We start from the raw sequence: 15038 nt of genomic DNA, 5'->3' as shown, positions 1-15038 counted from the left end.
GAGCTACAGCGCTCCAGTGACCGAGCCTTTACTCGGGTTTAGTTCTTGGAACCGCGGCGGGCGAACCATGCACCAGCTGCTACGATAGCTGCACCGATAGCAGCCAGGATGCCAACACCGGCGCCACCGGTCATCGGCAGGTTCGGGGTGGTGTCGTCGGAGTTAACAACCTCACCCTCGTTAGCGCCGACCTGGACGGAAGCCAGCTCGTAGACGCGCTCCGGGTCAGTCGAGGTAGCAACCAGCTTGAACTCGAGAGCCTCCGGCAGCAGCTCCTTGCCCTTCGGAGCCTTGGTCTCAATCAGGCAGTAGTGGGACTGCTTGTCGTTTTCAACCACAGCGTTGTCTTCGAAGTCGTTGACGTGGAGACCAGTGATCTTGACGGTACCGTCCTGGTCGGAGACGAAGGTGGTCTTAACCTCGCCACCCTGCTGACCGTTTACCGGAGTCCAGGAGTCCTTCTTCTTGGTGTCAATCTCGGAGCACTGCTTGCCAGCCTCCTGACGGACAATCTGGAACTCAGCGCCTTCCAGACCCTTGCGGTCGCCATCGACCTTCTTGAACTGCAGGCCGCCCCAGTAGGTCTTGACCTCCGGAGTCTTCTTCGGAGTGTCGTTCTCGGTACCGTCTGGGTTGTTCTGGAAGACCAAACCGGTGTTCGGTGCGATGTCGGTAGCGTTCTCGAACTGCGGCTTCAGCTTGGTGGTGATGGTAACGACGACCTTGTCACCAGCATTGAGAGTCTTTGCAACTTCTGGTTTCAGGTCGACGTCGACCTTGTTGCCCTCGAAGAACTTCCCATCAACATCCTGCGTCGGCTGGATCTCCTGGCCAGCGACCGTCACCTTCACGTCGGTGATTTCCAGCTTCGGGTCAATCTGGTCAGTGATCTGGAACTGGGTGCGCTCCGTGTTCGGCTTCAGCTGGCGAGCAGTACCTGTGACGGTGTAGACCAGGTTTTTGTCGCCTGCGTTCTGGTCCTTGTCCTTGACGGTCTTGTCCGGCTCTTCGTCCTTGTAGTTCTTCGGGAATGCGTGAACGTCGTAGTTCCAGGTGGTGCCCTGAGTCTCGGCGCCGACCTTGCCATTGCTGGTCATCGGAACGAAAGCGATGAACGGAACAGCTGGGTCGTAGCCTTCCTTCGGGGAAGTCTCAACAACCAGGTAAGCACCGAGAGGCAAATCCGTGCCAACGTTCCACTTGCCGTCTGCGTCAGTCTTGCCGTCTGCGACCTTCTGCAGGACCCCCGCACGAAGGTCGCCCTTAAGAGCTGCGCCCTGAGAGAAGTCAGATGCCTTCAGCTTCGAAGCAGCCAGCAGACCCTCGTTGGTGGTGACATCAATGTCGGTAGCGCCGTCTGCAGTCTTGTTGATCTTGTAAACAGTGAAGCCGACACCTTCAAGCTTCTGGCCACCGTTGGCCTCAACATCCTTGACGTCAGCTTCGGTACCAGAGGGATGTCCTTCGCCGGTCGGGTTACCGAACTTGTGAATGGTGAGCGAGCCCTTGGCGCCCTTATTCACCAGTGGGGAGTCGCCGGCAGCCTGGTTGACGGCAGTGTCCTGAGCGATTGCAGCCGGGGCGGAGACGCCCATCGACAGACCCACGATGGCAGCGAAGGTTACCGAACGAGCGGTACGAGAGAACTTATTCACGAAAACAGGTCCTTTACAGAAGTCCAAAATGAAGCGACACGCTTCAATACGTCTCGCGATTCACTTCAGACGGCGACATTGATATTCCCCGACCGCACAAAACTGAGAGTTCCCTTAAAGGAAAGACCAGTCCGCCTAACCTTCTAAGCTTAAGCATCATGAACTTTTATGTTTATATTTATAAACATTCCAGCTCAGGCCCATTGCTCGTTCGGTTAACAACGCTCAGTGAACCGCTTATAAATAACTTAACCTGTTCAGCGCTTAGCCAACACTCGACGCAAACACGCCGCCAAGCCGGAACGCACGGAAAACTTATACAAAAGTAAGAATTATCGAAGATTGGTATCGCTTTTATAGAGGTCACAACGACTTTTTCCAATCAGACCAAAACATTCTCGAATCCCCGCAGAATCCACCCACCCCCCACAACCGGGGGCAGCCAAATGACCCATGCCGATTACCTCCATGGGAAACCGTCATCCCCCCAGTACATCCCAGGAAAATGGGGACTTATCAACCTTCTCGAATTTGTTGCCACGACAACGTCGTCAAGCGAAAGCAAAAGCCGTTTGCAGCAAACCGCCCCGCGACGCACCGCCCTGTGCTAGGATCTGTAAAAACACAAAGACAGTAAGCGACACGGGGCGCCCTACCGCGTCAGTTAAGACGTTTAGAGAACCGCCCAGTAATGAACATCGTTGTAGCCGTTGAGCTTGAGGACGTCACCAATCTGATCGACCTTCTTCTTGCCCTCGGGAGTCATACCATCCGGCATGATCTGCACGTCAGCGCTGTGGTCACCGGTGAAAGTGATGTTGACGTAGTCCTTGCCATCGCGATGCTCAAGCTCGAAGACGTAGCGGTTGACGGCCAGCTTGCCCGAGTGGAGGAATCCGCCCTTGCCCGGGGCGACAACTGCGGTGTCAGCAGAGTTTGCAGGTGCAGCTACCGCCTGTGCGGCAGTAGCAACCGGAGCGGCAAGCACAAGTGCGCCCACACCCCAGACACCGATTTTCTTCAACATGCTCATAGGTACCTTCCTTATCTTCAGTGTTTCTGCAGTGTTTCTGCAGATTTGTTCTGTGGTTATCTGTGTTTTCTGTGGTTAGCGGCACCGCCGTTGTTCGACGGCGCCAAACAACCACAGCCAATGGAATTGGTCAATGAATTGAGAGCCGCGCCCTAGCGCACTGGATTAGCGCACCGGGGTGGCCTCGACGATGATGTTGTCTGCGTATCCCAACGTGCCGCCGACGAACTCGCCTCCGCAGGTAATGAGAACCAAGCGGTTCTCACCAACTGCATCGTTGACGGCCTCGGGCATCCGAGCGCCCTTGACCACCTGAATCGGATCGTGGCTGACGGTGAAGTCGCGGCTTTCGCCATCCACCTTCACCGTGACAGTGTCTCCAGCCCTCAGGTCAGCGAAACGTGCAGCGTAGCCATCACCCTGGTCCACCTCATTGACGTGGCCGGTGATGACGGACGAACCAGCAGCACCTTCCTCACCGGGAATCGCGGAAGCTGAGTACCAGCCAAGGCGTGAAACATCCGTCGGCGGAATCAGAGATCCCTGATCAGTCAGCTGAACGAAATCAATCGGAGCCGACTTACCATCAATGAGCATCTCCATCTCGTGCACAGCTCCCCGAGAACCCTGTGCTGGAGTGGGCAGATTCTCCTGCGCACCTTCGAGCGCCGAATCATTGCGGTTCAGTTGGCCAATAACCAGCAGAGCGATAACGCCGATTAATGCGATAGCGGCGATATACATCCTTGGCTGCTTCCACCACGGCACGTCCTGCAGGTCTTCGACATGGCCGTCGGCCTGGTCTTCGTCCTGGTCAAACGCATCAACGTGGTCGAGTGCGCCGGTATCGGTTTCCGGTTCGATGCCCGGTTCGTAACCTGGTGCGTTTCCAGGTTCCTGTCCGGCCTCGTCCGAGCCAAACTGATCAGTCATGGAATCTCCTTAGTTCGTAGCTACCGTCGGCAGAGCGTGAGTAGCCAAACCGGTCGGGCCAGACGGAACCGAACTAATTGCACGTCGTTCCGAGTTCGGAGCCAACGGCTTTCCATGGTTCTTCTGCTTGTCCTGGCCAGTGCCACCAATGACAGTGACGTTGGTGTTGTACTGCTCCGAATGCTGATTAATCACAGTGTTCGGGGTGGCAGCATCGCTGGTGGGTGCGGAGGAATCGTCGTTAGGCGTATTCTGCTCGCCCTCACCCTTGGACTGCTCAGCGGGCGTGTTCTCTGGGGTCTTGCCATTCGTGACAGTCTGCTCCGCAGAGTTGATGTCCTTGTGAACAGCAACTTCCTTGCCATTGGCATCGGTCAGCGTCTCGAAGACAACCTGAGAAGCGCAGTCGGCATCAGTGATGATGATCGGAACATCAACCGTGCCTGCGGATGCCGTCGGCACAAAGTGCAGGCGGCTCCTAGCGCCAGTGGACTTGCCCGTCTCCTTGCACATCAGCTCACCGGTCAGGGTGTACTTCGTGCCCGGCTTCAGGCCAGTGAAGTGCACGGTGTCGATGACGACAGCGCCCTTCTCAACCTGAGCCTTGCCGGCAATACCGGCAGTAGTCGTGATGGCTGGGTTGTCCTCAGACTGCGCTGGGGTGCTCGGGTGGTTCGGCTGGGCAGGCTTGGACGGCTTGCTCGGCTTCTCTGGCTGGGCAGGCTTGGACGGCTTGCTCGGCTTTTCCGGCTGGGCAGGCTTAGTCGGCTTGCTCGGCTTTTCGGACTCAGACTTAGACGGAGTTGTCGTCTCAGACGGCTCTTCCGGCTGTGTCGTCTCCGGCTGCTCGGACGGCTCATCCTCGCTCGGAGTTACCGGAACGGTGGACGTGGTCGGCTCAGTCGAGCTGGTCTCCGGTGCGGTCGTCTCCTCGGACGGAGTTTCGCTTTCCTCAGTCGGGGTGTCTTCCGGCTTCTCCGGAACCTCGCCAGTCACGGTCTGGTTTGCGTCGTTGATATCTGCGTGGTCAGCGATCTCATTGACCTGACCAGCGCTTTCTTTACCAGTCGAGTCAACCTCATCAGAGGTCAGGTGCTCGAATACGACAGCCTCAGCAACAGGAGTCTTAACAGAGTCAGACACCTCAAGAGTGACAGTCACAGTACCGCTTGCCGACGTCGGCTTGAACGTCGCCTCGCCATGACCAATCACAGAGCCATCAGCCTTATTAACAAGTTCACCGGAGAGGGTGTAGTTCTTACCAGGCACCAGGCCCTCGAAATGTACGGTGTCGACAACCTTGGCATTAGCCTCAATGCGGTTGCCCTGAAGCTCAGCTACCGTGCGTAGCTCCGGCTCCAGCGGCGTATCAGCGGGCTCGCTCGGCTTGGACGGTTCGGTAGTCTCAGTCGGCTCGGTCGGCTCCGTGGTCTGCGACTCAGTGCTGTCAGTCGGCTCGGTCGGCTCCGTGGTCTGCGACTCAGTGCTGTCAGTCGGCTCGGTCGGCTCCGTCGGGGCAGCCGGCTTCGTGGACTCGGAGGCGTTAGGAGTAGTCGTCGAAGAGCTCGGCTGCTCTTCGCTTTCCGACGTCGTCGGAGCCTCAGACTCACTGGTCTCAGAAGTAGCGGTCTCGCTGGACGACGGCTCCGTTGTTTCCTCGGTTGTCTCCTCGCTCGTCGGAGTTTCTTCGGAGGTCGTCGGCTGTTCCGGCTTTTCGCCGTGAACGGTCTGAGCTGCGTCGTTAATGTCCTCGTGGGAGGCGATTTCTACCGGCTGACCATCGGCGTTGTCCTGGCCATCGGCGGTGACCTCTGTCGAGGTCAGCTTTTCAAATGCAACAGCAGCGGAAACCGGCTCATCCACATCATCGGAGACGGTAATCATGACAGTCTGTTCACCCGAAGAGGTCTCCGGAGTGAATTCGACGCTGCCGGTACCCAAGATGCGATCAGCATTGGTCTTGTCCACCAGGGTGGCATCCAGGCGGTAGTTCTTACCCGGAACCAGGTCAGTGAACTTCACGATGTCCTTAACCACAGCGCCCGCAACAATCTTGTTGCCGTTTAGGCGAGCCTGAGTGGAGATCGACGGCTTAAGTGTGGTCGGCTTCTCCGGCTCGGACGGCTTGGTCGACTCGGACGGGGTCGTGGTCTCCGTAGGCGTGGTCGGAGTAGTCGGCTTCTCTGGCTCGGTTGGCTGTTCCGGTTCGGTCGGCTTCTCCGGTTCAGACGGCTTCGTCGGCTCTGCTGGAACCTCACCGGAAGACGGAGTGACATTGTCAATCACAATGATGTCTTGTTTCTTACCATTGTTGAAAATGTAGCCAGTGCGGTTCGTACCGTCGACGGTGCCCTGACCGACGTTAGCCGGACCAGTGAGGTAGTCGTAGACAGCCTTCGTCGATGGGTTGTGAATGCCCTTGGAGAAGTCAATGTCATCGGAGAAGTGCCACAGAGCGAATTGAGTTGCGTTATTCGCATCCAGCACATTCAGACGGCCTTTAACTCCAGCTGCCTTCCCCAGTTCATCCAAACCAACAGCTGGCGAACCGTGGTGCGCAATCCAGTTGAGCTTCCGGTATCGGTCAAAGTCGTTCCGCAGCTTATTATTGGTATCTGTACTGCGCGAGAACTGACTGAAGTTCTGCACACGACCGGTGTCATAAAGATCACCGCCGACGCTGGCCTCAATGCAGTAACCCATTTTGTGGCTACCAAATGGAGTTGCAGCCTCGTCAAATGCCGCAATGAGTGGCCCAAAATTACGGACATTTCCATTGGCTTCAACACCCTCAACGGTTCCAGGAACACTCAGAATCTTCTGAATCGTCAGGGTTTCGCCAGTGTCCTCTGGCTCCTGCGCATGCGCAAGTATCGGAGATTTAGCGAAGAAAAGAGCGAGCACAGCCATGAAGCTAAAAAGCGCCAACCAGCGCTTCTCGTTTGTAAAACGACCGAACATGAGCCCTCCCCCTTCCTTCGATTTCAGTGCGTTATACACTTTTCGCTACCTTTCCAGCCTTCAATTAACAATCAATGACCACGCATAAGCGTCTCCAGCCCCCATCACAGGTAGCCCAGTTGACATCGCCTTCTAATTCTCATTTATAGCGTTGGCCGCCCCTGAATATAACAAATACATTTTATGTTTGTTGAGCCATTTAATTGCCACCCCTCTTGTCATTTATTTCAATATCAATAATTATTGTTTGCATATTTTTTCTGGGGTAGCCATTTGGACACCACACGCATGCCGAAGTTCCACTTTCCTCCATGACATCTGGCCATTCAACCCATAAAATCACGATTAACCTGCGCATATGAAGTTTTTTCAATGAATCCCCGCCCATTAATTTGGGTTAGAATGTCTCCCATGTCACGATTTTCATAATTGTGAGTTACGGCACAGCCAACACCCCACCCCCACCTAATGAAAATGCAAGCCAATAAATCTCTAAGAGCAAAAATGATATCTCAAGACTATTTGCAAAAGAATCCCCGGACATCATTTAATAAGCCACATAATTGTGTGCTAATTGCGGCTGCATAAATAATCGCCCCTCCGCCCCAACCTCTCCATCCGCGGTTAATAGACAAAAATGGGTCTGATTCACGGCATTCCAACAGATCACGTTATGTAAAACGCGACTGAATAGGGGACTGCAAATGTGAAACTGTGCGAGTTTATGACACTTTCAGGCCATTTTTCGGGCCATTTTTGACATAAACGCAGTCAGTAACTCGGATCGGCCCAACGTCGCCAGCTATAAACACAGAAAAGCGCCTCCCCACTCCACAAGGAGTGAGAAGGCGCTCGTGCGCTGTTACGTATTAATAGCTGCGAGAGCTAATAGCTGCGCAGTGTCGTTGTAGTGCAGTGCCTAAGTCAGCTTAAACGGCCTTAGATAGCCTTTGCACCGGTGAGGTCCAGGTCGACTGGCAGGTTGTCACCCGCACCGTCCTCGGCCAGCAGGCCACCCTGGTTGTTGCCGCCGGTCTGGGCACCCTGCTCCTGGCCGCCAGTCTGGAGGCCACCCTGGTTCTTACCACCGGTCTGGAGCCCCTGCTCCTGGCCGCCAGTCTGAAGGCCGTTCTGGTTCTTACCGCCAGTCTGGAGACCCTGCTCCTGGCCACCGTTCTGCAGACCCTGGTCACCACCGACGTTCTGCAGGCTCTGATCCTGGCCACCGGTCTGGAAACCGGACTGACGCTCACCAATCTGGCCCTTGTCGTTAACCTGATCGCCGCCGACCTTGTCGCCCTTGTCCAGCTTGTCGCCGCCAATCTGGTCGCCACCGTTCAGCTGGTCGCCGCCCGCGTTCTGGAGCCCCTGGTTGCCACCGACGTTCTGCAGAGCGTTGTCCTGATTGCCGCCAATATTCTGCAGACCCAGGTTGCCGCCCTCAGTCAGAGAGTGGAAGTTCGGGAACAGAGAGTCGACCTGAATCAGCGGGCCCTCCGGGAAGTTCACGTTGAACTCAGGTACCGGCAGCGGAGCCGGTGCTGGCAAGCAGGAAATCAGTTCGCAGATGTTGCACAGGTTATCCATGATGATCCTTTAGAAAAATGAAGTGTAGATAAATGGTGTGGCGCGATGCCCAGAGCTGAAGGTAAAGGGCTTCTCGCCTTCTCCTTTGCGGCCACTGCCGTGCTCACACGAAAACCGTACCGGTGATGAAAAACGGTCACAATATAGAAATTCGACCCACTTCAGCCAGGAAATTGGAAACAGAATAACGGCAAAATTTAACCTGCACTTATGCCCAAACGTCGCATGTCACGGGTCACATTGCTAGCCGTTTGGTCACCCCAAACCAGGCTCGCCTTTTCCAGCAGAAACGCCTCGGCACCTAATGAACTGCTCCCCATTAGTTGGACTGAGAAATCAGTTACCGACTAGTGGGGAGTAGTTGTCATTGAGAGCACGAAGTTCGCTAAGTGAATATCAGCGCGAGCAATTGGTTGAACTATTTCAGCAAGGCATGGGTTATACAGCCGCTGCCAATGCCCTTGGTGTCTCCAAGTATGCCGCCCGTATGCTCTGTCGTCGGTTTAAGCTGCATGGCAGGCTATGTCTTGTGGAGAAACCGACTAAGCAGCAGTACTCGTTCGAGATCAAGAAGGAAGTTGCCCAACGCCACCTTGCTGGCGAGACAGCGATGGATCTTGCACGTGAATTTGGCCTGTCATCACAGCAGCTGGTCCGCGGGTGGTCGTGGAAATGGCGCAAAGACGGCGATGACGCGTTGAAACCAAAGCCGAAGGGCAGGCCCAAAGGATCGGTCACGCCGAAGCCGCTGTCGGAGGAAGACAAGCTGCGTCGCGAAAACGAACGGTTGCGGGCCGAAAATGCCTATCTAAAAAAAATTGCGGGACTTGAGGAATCAGGGACGCGCCTGAAAGTCCAGGCGATTGTCATCCTCAAGTCTCACCACCGCTTGGAATATCTCCTAGAGGCAGCAGGTATGCCACGGTCGACGTTCTTCTACCACCAACAACGACTCAGTAAGCCAGATAAGCACGCCGAGCTCAAGCAAGCGATTCGGGAAAGCTTCGAGCGTAACAAGCATCGCTACGGCTACCGACGAGTGCTACTTGACCTGCGTAACCAGGGCTGGGTGGTCAACCACAAACTCGTCTACAAACTCATGCGCGAGATGGGGCTGCGAGCTAAGATTCGCCAACGTAGACCGTATATTTCCTATGTTGGGACGATCAGCCGCATTGCTGACAACAAGCTTGACCGCAAATTCACCCCGGATCAGCCAAATACCGTCTTTGTCAGCGACGTCACCGAGTTTAGAATCGCAGGCCGCCAGGTCTACCTGTCACCGGTGATGGATCTGTTCGACCGTTCAATTGTTGCCCACACCGTGGCTACATCGCCGTCGACCGCGTTTACCACCGATTCTTTGTCCAAGGCGATCGCGGCGTGGGCACCTGAACCCGGGTGGATGATGCACACTGACCAAGGTTTCCAGTACCAGCATGCCTCGTGGCGTGACTTGATTGGCGACAACGGTGGTGTTCAGTCGATGTCGCGTAAAGCCAACTGTTACGACAACGCGGTCATGGAGAACTTCTTCGGCCACGTGAAAACCGAGATGTACCACGGAGAAGTCTTCGACACTGTCGCAGAGTTCAACCACGTAATCGATGAGTACATCGGGTGGTACAACACCGAACGCGTCCAACAACGACTCAAGGGCCTGACCCCGATGCAATATCGGAATCAGACGCTTGAAGCCCTAACCGCCTAGAGTTAAACCAGTCCAACTTTCGGGGACCAGTTCACCTCGGATCCCCGCCGGGCTTTTTCTGCCCCTCACCCTTTCACTTTTGCTTTAGGTAAGGGTAAGTTAACTCCCACTATGACCTCGAACCCAGTTACCCTGAACACTCCGACGAACACTTCCGCCTACCGCGCAACCTTTTCGGACCACCTACTCTTGGCCGCCCCTTCTGAACCGCACCATCGAATCATCCGCGCCACTGTTTATGACGTCAGCGCCCCGGCAGAAAACCTGCAGAGGATTGTCATCCGCTCCCCCGAGCTAGTCGGCTTTCAGCTTTCCGGCCCGGACGAATTCTTTGGCCTCTTTATGCCGGCTAAGCCCGGCGAGAATCTCCATTTACCACTCCACGGAGGTGGCGCCAATATCCGCGCAAGCGTTACAGCCATGCCGGAGACCCAACGCCCAAATTTACGTTGGTACACCGTACGCTCACTCGATCCCGAGTGCGGACAGATAACTTTCGACGTGGCGACACATGGCGTCAAAAATCCAAAGGATGAGCACGTCGGACCAGGGCTCGCCTGGGCTCTTGCAACTCGTGTTGGCGACCAGGTAGGCATCTGGACATGCCAGGGCCTCTGGCACCGCGCGCAAAGTTCACAAACACTTATCGCAGACCCATCTGCCGTACCTTCCGTTCGCGCCATTTTGGATTACGCGGATGCGTTTGCCCCGGAACAGTTGCGCGACATACACCTCGTAGTGGTCGCCGAGAACCATGGTGACCTCGAGCCATCCCTCGTCGCCGACTGGGAGAGCAAGCTGGGCAGCCTAGAAGTGCTGTTTAGCGCTACAACGGACTTCAGCACGGCAGTGATGTCCCACCTACAGCAACTGGACCGTGCCGAACACCCCGCAACACAGTCGAAGTACGTCTGGGTCGCGGGTGAAGGACAGCTCTGCAAGAAAGTACGGCGCCACGCAATTCACACCTGGGGCCTCAATAGCGAATCCGTGCAGTGGTGCCCCTATTGGTTCCTAGGCAGGGCACGGCCTTAATTAGCCACAATCCCTCGCGGCACAATAATCGGAGCCATACCGCGGGGATCTTCCCACACCTCGGCATTCAGGCCATATGCCTCGCGCAACACATCCACCGTCAGAGCCTCCTTTGGAGAACCCTCGGCGATCTTTTCCCCTTCCTTCATGACGATCATCTCGTCGCTAAAAGCTCCCGCCAGGCCAAGATCATGAAGTACGGTAATCACCGTCTTGCCCTCTTGAGCGAGCTCCCGCACGATACTTAGAATCTCTATCGCATGTGCCGGATCTAGGTAGGTAGTCGGTTCGTCCAACAGCACAATTGGCGTATCCTGCGCCAACACCATCGCCATCCAGACCCGCTGCCGCTGGCCGCCAGAAAGCTCCGCCACGTCGCGGGCAACAAGATGGTCAACCTTCGTCTTCTTCAGCGCCTCGCGCACTTTTTCTTTATCTTCTGACGCCGTCGCTCCCCCACCCCAGAGCGATCGACGATAAGGGTGCCGTCCGCGCTCCACAAGTTCTCCAACGGTCAATCCCGCCGGACACAGCGGGTGTTGTGGCAAAAGCGCAATTAGTTGGGCGGCTTCGCGCGACCGCAAACTATGCACGTCCTTTTTCTCTACAAGAACCCGTCCTTCGGCGGGAGCAAGCAGCCGAGAAAGCGTCTTGAGCAACGTCGACTTGCCACAACCATTGGGGCCTAAGAGCGTGGTGACCTTCCCGGGCTCTGCAGTGAAAGACACGTCCTTAACAATGCTTGGGCCGTCGTTGTAGCCCACGGTGACGTGATCAACTTGAACGTTCATTGAACCATTCCTTTCAGAGTTCCGCGACGGGCCGCCAACCACACAAGCAACACCAACGCGGGGCCACCGATGATGGCGGTAACCAAACCCACAGGGGATGTAAATGGCAGTGCGCCCGCCACGACGGCGCACGCAGCTAATAGAGCAGCGCCTGCAAAAGTAGAGCACAACGGATGGGGCGTGGGCGTTCCGGCCACCAGCTTGGCCAGCTGAGGAGCCAATAGTGCCACGAATCCAATTGGGCCGACAAAGGAAACCACCACCGCGACAATGCCCGTTGCGGCAATGAGCAAAATAGCGCGCACCCTCGTGACATTTACCCCAAGTGTGGACGCGGTAGCGTCATCATGAGAAAGAAGAGGGACATCGCGCGTAACACAGAGGCCTAAAACTACGAAGGGCAACAGGCCCAACACCATAGGCAACAAAGCTTCCATACGCACAAAGCCGGTAGACCCAGCGAGCCAAGTTTGGGCATCCGTGGCACGAGTTAAGTCAGCCCGGAGCAGGAGATACTGCACTAAAGACTGCGTGAGGAAAGACAGTGCCAGGCCGATGACCACTACGCGCTGCGACGTCCCGAAGCCACCGAGTAGAACGAGCAAACCAACGATCACTAGTGCGCCAAGCAAAGCGAGTGCAGCACGCCACCAGAACGTCGGCACCCCCTCACTCCATGCAGGGCGGGTAACTACGGTGCCCGCCACAACCAAAACCGCCGCGCCGCCGGATACACCGAGAATGTCCGGGCTGGCCAGCGGATTGCGGGCCATGGTCTGAGTCCACGCACCTGCCAGCCCTAGAGCCGCGCCGACCAGAACGGTAGCGATTGCTACAGGCAGGCGGAGATCCCACACCACGTTGATTGCTTGCTGTGTGCCCCCACCGGTGAGAACCTCGATGACTTCCATCGGGCTGAGCTTCACCGCTCCTTGCCCCAGGATTAAGCAGTAACAAAGAGCCGCTATGAGGGCGAACCCTGCCGAAGCCGCCAGGACGCTCCTGCTTCGTGAACGCTTAATACTACGGATAGACGTCATATCGCTCATATCGTCAGCTCCGAGTCATTCGAGGTCGGTGAACTCTTCTTACGTCGCACCGCCAGAATCATCACTGGGGCACCGACAATAGCTAAGACAATGGACATTTCCAGCTCGTTAGGCTGCAGGACGAAGCGGCCCACAATATCGGCTAGCAACACAGCCGCGCCACCAACAATGCCGGTCGGCAGCAAGAGGCGAGTCAGGGACGGGCCGGTAAACGGGCGTAGTAGGTGTGGCACGGCGAAGCCCACGAATGTCACAAGCCCCACAGTGGCTGTCGCCGAGCCGGCGAGGATGATCACCGCTGCGGCAGCCAACAAGCGGGTTCTCGTGGGCGAGCTGCCAAGGGAACGGGCGGAGTCCTCTCCCATCGCAAGTAGATCCAGCGGGCGTGCTGCAAGCGCACCACATAGAGCACCTAGTGCTAGACCTAAAGCAGCTAAGGCCACGTCTTCCATACCCCGCCCAGCCGTAGAGCCAACGGTCCAGCGGCGGAGCCCTTCCAGGGTGTCGGAAGAATAGAGGCTCAGCATATTCGTGGCCGCTTGCAGGGCGAAGGTAACTCCCACGCCCACGAGTACCAGAGTTAGCGGGTTACGCGATACGCGGGAAATCAACAGCACGATTAAGGCAGCGACGGCCGCCCCGACGAGCCCTACAAGTGTCCGCTCCCCGACCGTCGTTGCCCAGCCCAAGGTCAGTGCCACAGCGACTGCGAAACTTGCTCCAGCGTTCACGCCGATAATGCCGGGATCTGCCAGGGGGTTGCGGGTCCAGCTCTGAGCAATGGCACCCGCCATAGCCAGGGCTGCGCCTGTGATCACAGCCAAGAGGGTGCGCGGAACGCGCAAGTCCCAAATGATGCCGGACTGTTCAGCATTGATGCCGGATTGCGTAGATGGGTGCGGACCATGCATGAGGATGCTGGTCACTTCGCCAATGGAAAGATCTTTGGAACCCAAGTACAGGGAGGCAAGCAGCAGCAAAGCCAAGCCAACGAGTGCGGCCGAAGTAAGCAAACGCCGGGAAAACACCAAAGAATGTCGAGTTCTTGAAACGGACACTTTCAATTAAATTGCGTCAGAGAACTTGTCGACTGCCCAGGGGATGGTCAATGGGTTCGGCATACTCATTGCATTGCCCACGTTTTCGTCCATCCAGCGGACCTTGCCTTCGCGAACAACGTCCAGCTTGCTGAATGTTGGATCCTTCTTCAAGGTATCGGCGGCACCCTGGTAATCAAGGATGAAGAGGTAATCGACGTTGTTGAGGTCGCTGTAGTTCTCAGGTGCGATGTCGCGGTAGAACTCGCCCCCGTTACCTTCGAGCTCCTTCGGGATCTCGAAGCCCAGACTCTTGATAAACTGCCCGCGACCGTCACCGGAGGTGTACAGGCCGATCTTTCCCTGATAAGGCATGACAATAGCCGCACGCTTGCCTTTGAGCTCAGGGTGCTGCTGTTGGAAATCATCGAAGGCCTTCTGCGTTTCTTCGACGAGTTTGTCGCCTTCTTCTTGCTTGTCTACAGCGCCGGCGATCTGGTTGACCTGATCCCGCCAGGGGATCTGCCAGTCCGTGGCACCGTCTGGCTTAACGGTGGTTGGGGCGATGTCATTAAGCGCCTTCTTCGCCTGCGCGTCTACGGCAGAGTTCACCGCAATGATCTTGTCCGGATCAGCGGCGGAGATCTTCTCCAGGATTTCAGCAGTGAATCCGTTGGCAGTACCGTAAACCACTTCAGGCTTGTTGTCGCCGAGCTTTTCGGTAGCCCATGGGCCGACGCCAGACGCATCAACATCTCCCTCAGCACCCCAGGGCGCTACGAGGACTGGTTGGATGCCTAGAGCGAGCAAGGTATCGCTGTCTCCCAGGCCAACTGCGGCGATGCGCTCGTCCCCGGTGCCCTCATTTTTTGACGCCGCCGCGTCGTCGCCTCGGGAGCAACCAGACAGAACAAGAGTGGATGCTGCCAAGACAGCGGCGGTCTTCAGCGCCGCTCGACGGGTCAGCGAATTGTTTCGAAACATGTGAAAGCCTAATGTGTAAGGAACTCTTTGAGACGCTGTAAAGTACCCGTAGCCCCAAGAGACTGATGGCCTCTTTCGGCTACGGCCAACACAGCAATCGGGTCTATATTACACAGGTAAGGCTAACCACACAACAGGCTACCCTAAGTTAGTCCGCTTCCTGCTCGGCCGCTACCGACTCCATCGCCGCCCTGGCCATCGTCGCCACGCTGGCCACCCGACGCCACTCTGGCCACCCTAGCCACTCTGGCCACTGTCACCG

Annotated in this window: 11 protein-coding genes; 2 read left to right on the top strand and 9 right to left on the bottom strand. The window is 56.5% G+C overall.

Annotated elements, in window-relative coordinates; genetic code table 11:
• Nucleotides 1–38: 38 nt before the first annotated feature.
• From HMPREF2614_RS08400 to HMPREF2614_RS08380, 5 genes are all read right to left on the bottom strand, one after another.
• A complete protein-coding gene (locus HMPREF2614_RS08400; protein ID WP_070560686.1) occupies nucleotides 39–1655 on the bottom strand; it encodes a SpaH/EbpB family LPXTG-anchored major pilin in 1617 nt (538 codons plus the stop codon).
• 673 nt (nucleotides 1656–2328) lie between these two features.
• Nucleotides 2329–2688: a hypothetical protein gene (locus tag HMPREF2614_RS08395; protein WP_005511660.1), complete on the bottom strand. Its 360-nt coding sequence runs from the start codon at nucleotides 2686–2688 to the stop codon at nucleotides 2329–2331.
• A 165-nt stretch (nucleotides 2689–2853) separates the two neighbouring features.
• Nucleotides 2854–3621, bottom strand: coding sequence for a class F sortase (locus HMPREF2614_RS08390; protein WP_038627376.1), 768 nt, complete (start codon nucleotides 3619–3621; stop codon nucleotides 2854–2856).
• 9 nt (nucleotides 3622–3630) lie between these two features.
• A complete protein-coding gene (locus tag HMPREF2614_RS11365) occupies nucleotides 3631–6582 on the bottom strand; it encodes a VaFE repeat-containing surface-anchored protein (RefSeq protein WP_070560684.1) in 2952 nt (983 codons plus the stop codon).
• A 939-nt stretch (nucleotides 6583–7521) separates the two neighbouring features.
• Nucleotides 7522–8169, bottom strand: a complete 648-nt coding sequence (locus HMPREF2614_RS08380) for a hypothetical protein (protein WP_049190903.1) — start codon at nucleotides 8167–8169, stop codon at nucleotides 7522–7524.
• Nucleotides 8170–8536: 367 nt separating this feature from the next.
• Between HMPREF2614_RS08380 and HMPREF2614_RS10940 the strand changes: the two genes are divergently transcribed.
• Together HMPREF2614_RS10940 and HMPREF2614_RS08370 are read left to right on the top strand one after the other, a co-directional pair.
• Nucleotides 8537–9880, top strand: a complete 1344-nt coding sequence (locus HMPREF2614_RS10940) for an IS3 family transposase (RefSeq protein ID WP_083300216.1) — start codon at nucleotides 8537–8539, stop codon at nucleotides 9878–9880.
• Between the two features lie 111 nt (nucleotides 9881–9991).
• Entirely contained in the window at nucleotides 9992–10915 is a 924-nt protein-coding gene (locus tag HMPREF2614_RS08370; protein WP_070560682.1) for a siderophore-interacting protein, read from the top strand.
• On the opposite strand, the gene HMPREF2614_RS08365 is transcribed toward HMPREF2614_RS08370, so the two are convergent.
• The 4 genes from HMPREF2614_RS08365 to HMPREF2614_RS08350 are packed head-to-tail and all read right to left on the bottom strand — an operon-like array spanning nucleotide 10912 to nucleotide 14776.
• The gene (locus tag HMPREF2614_RS08365; RefSeq protein ID WP_016421888.1) at nucleotides 10912–11706 is read right to left on the bottom strand and encodes an ABC transporter ATP-binding protein; all 795 of its coding nucleotides are present in this window, start codon (nucleotides 11704–11706) and stop codon (nucleotides 10912–10914) included. The two genes, HMPREF2614_RS08370 and HMPREF2614_RS08365, sit on opposite strands and share 4 nt — an antisense overlap.
• Nucleotides 11703–12755: a FecCD family ABC transporter permease gene (locus HMPREF2614_RS08360; protein ID WP_370547508.1), complete on the bottom strand. Its 1053-nt coding sequence runs from the start codon at nucleotides 12753–12755 to the stop codon at nucleotides 11703–11705. Before HMPREF2614_RS08360 ends, HMPREF2614_RS08365 begins: the two co-directional genes overlap by 4 nt.
• Nucleotides 12752–13768, bottom strand: a complete 1017-nt coding sequence (locus HMPREF2614_RS08355; RefSeq protein WP_222867362.1) for a FecCD family ABC transporter permease — start codon at nucleotides 13766–13768, stop codon at nucleotides 12752–12754. The genes HMPREF2614_RS08360 and HMPREF2614_RS08355 overlap by 4 nt, the downstream gene beginning before the upstream one ends.
• A gap of 51 nt (nucleotides 13769–13819) precedes the next feature.
• The gene (locus tag HMPREF2614_RS08350; RefSeq protein WP_016421885.1) at nucleotides 13820–14776 is read right to left on the bottom strand and encodes an iron-siderophore ABC transporter substrate-binding protein; all 957 of its coding nucleotides are present in this window, start codon (nucleotides 14774–14776) and stop codon (nucleotides 13820–13822) included.
• Between the last annotated feature and the right edge of the window lie 262 nt (nucleotides 14777–15038).

Origin of the sequence: Corynebacterium sp. HMSC074C11 (genome assembly GCF_001809455.1) — a bacterium.
Lineage (GTDB): Bacteria > Actinomycetota > Actinomycetes > Mycobacteriales > Mycobacteriaceae > Corynebacterium > Corynebacterium amycolatum.
Note: the sequence above shows the minus strand (reverse complement) of the source record. Positions and strands in the feature narration are given on the sequence as shown.

Bases quoted from the DNA above. Each gene is read 5' to 3' on its own strand.
- HMPREF2614_RS08350 (WP_016421885.1), bottom strand. From the start codon at position 14,776: ATGTTTCGAAACAATTCGCTGACCCGTCGAGCGGCGCTGAAGACCGCC.
- HMPREF2614_RS11365 (WP_070560684.1), bottom strand. From the start codon at position 6,582: ATGTTCGGTCGTTTTACAAACGAGAAGCGCTGGTTGGCGCTTTTTAGC.
- HMPREF2614_RS08370 (WP_070560682.1), top strand. From the start codon at position 9,992: ATGACCTCGAACCCAGTTACCCTGAACACTCCGACGAACACTTCCGCC.
- HMPREF2614_RS08365 (WP_016421888.1), bottom strand. From the start codon at position 11,706: ATGAACGTTCAAGTTGATCACGTCACCGTGGGCTACAACGACGGCCCA.
- HMPREF2614_RS08380 (WP_049190903.1), bottom strand. From the start codon at position 8,169: ATGGATAACCTGTGCAACATCTGCGAACTGATTTCCTGCTTGCCAGCA.
- HMPREF2614_RS08390 (WP_038627376.1), bottom strand. From the start codon at position 3,621: ATGACTGATCAGTTTGGCTCGGACGAGGCCGGACAGGAACCTGGAAAC.
- HMPREF2614_RS08360 (WP_370547508.1), bottom strand. From the start codon at position 12,755: ATGAGCGATATGACGTCTATCCGTAGTATTAAGCGTTCACGAAGCAGG.
- HMPREF2614_RS08395 (WP_005511660.1), bottom strand. From the start codon at position 2,688: ATGAGCATGTTGAAGAAAATCGGTGTCTGGGGTGTGGGCGCACTTGTG.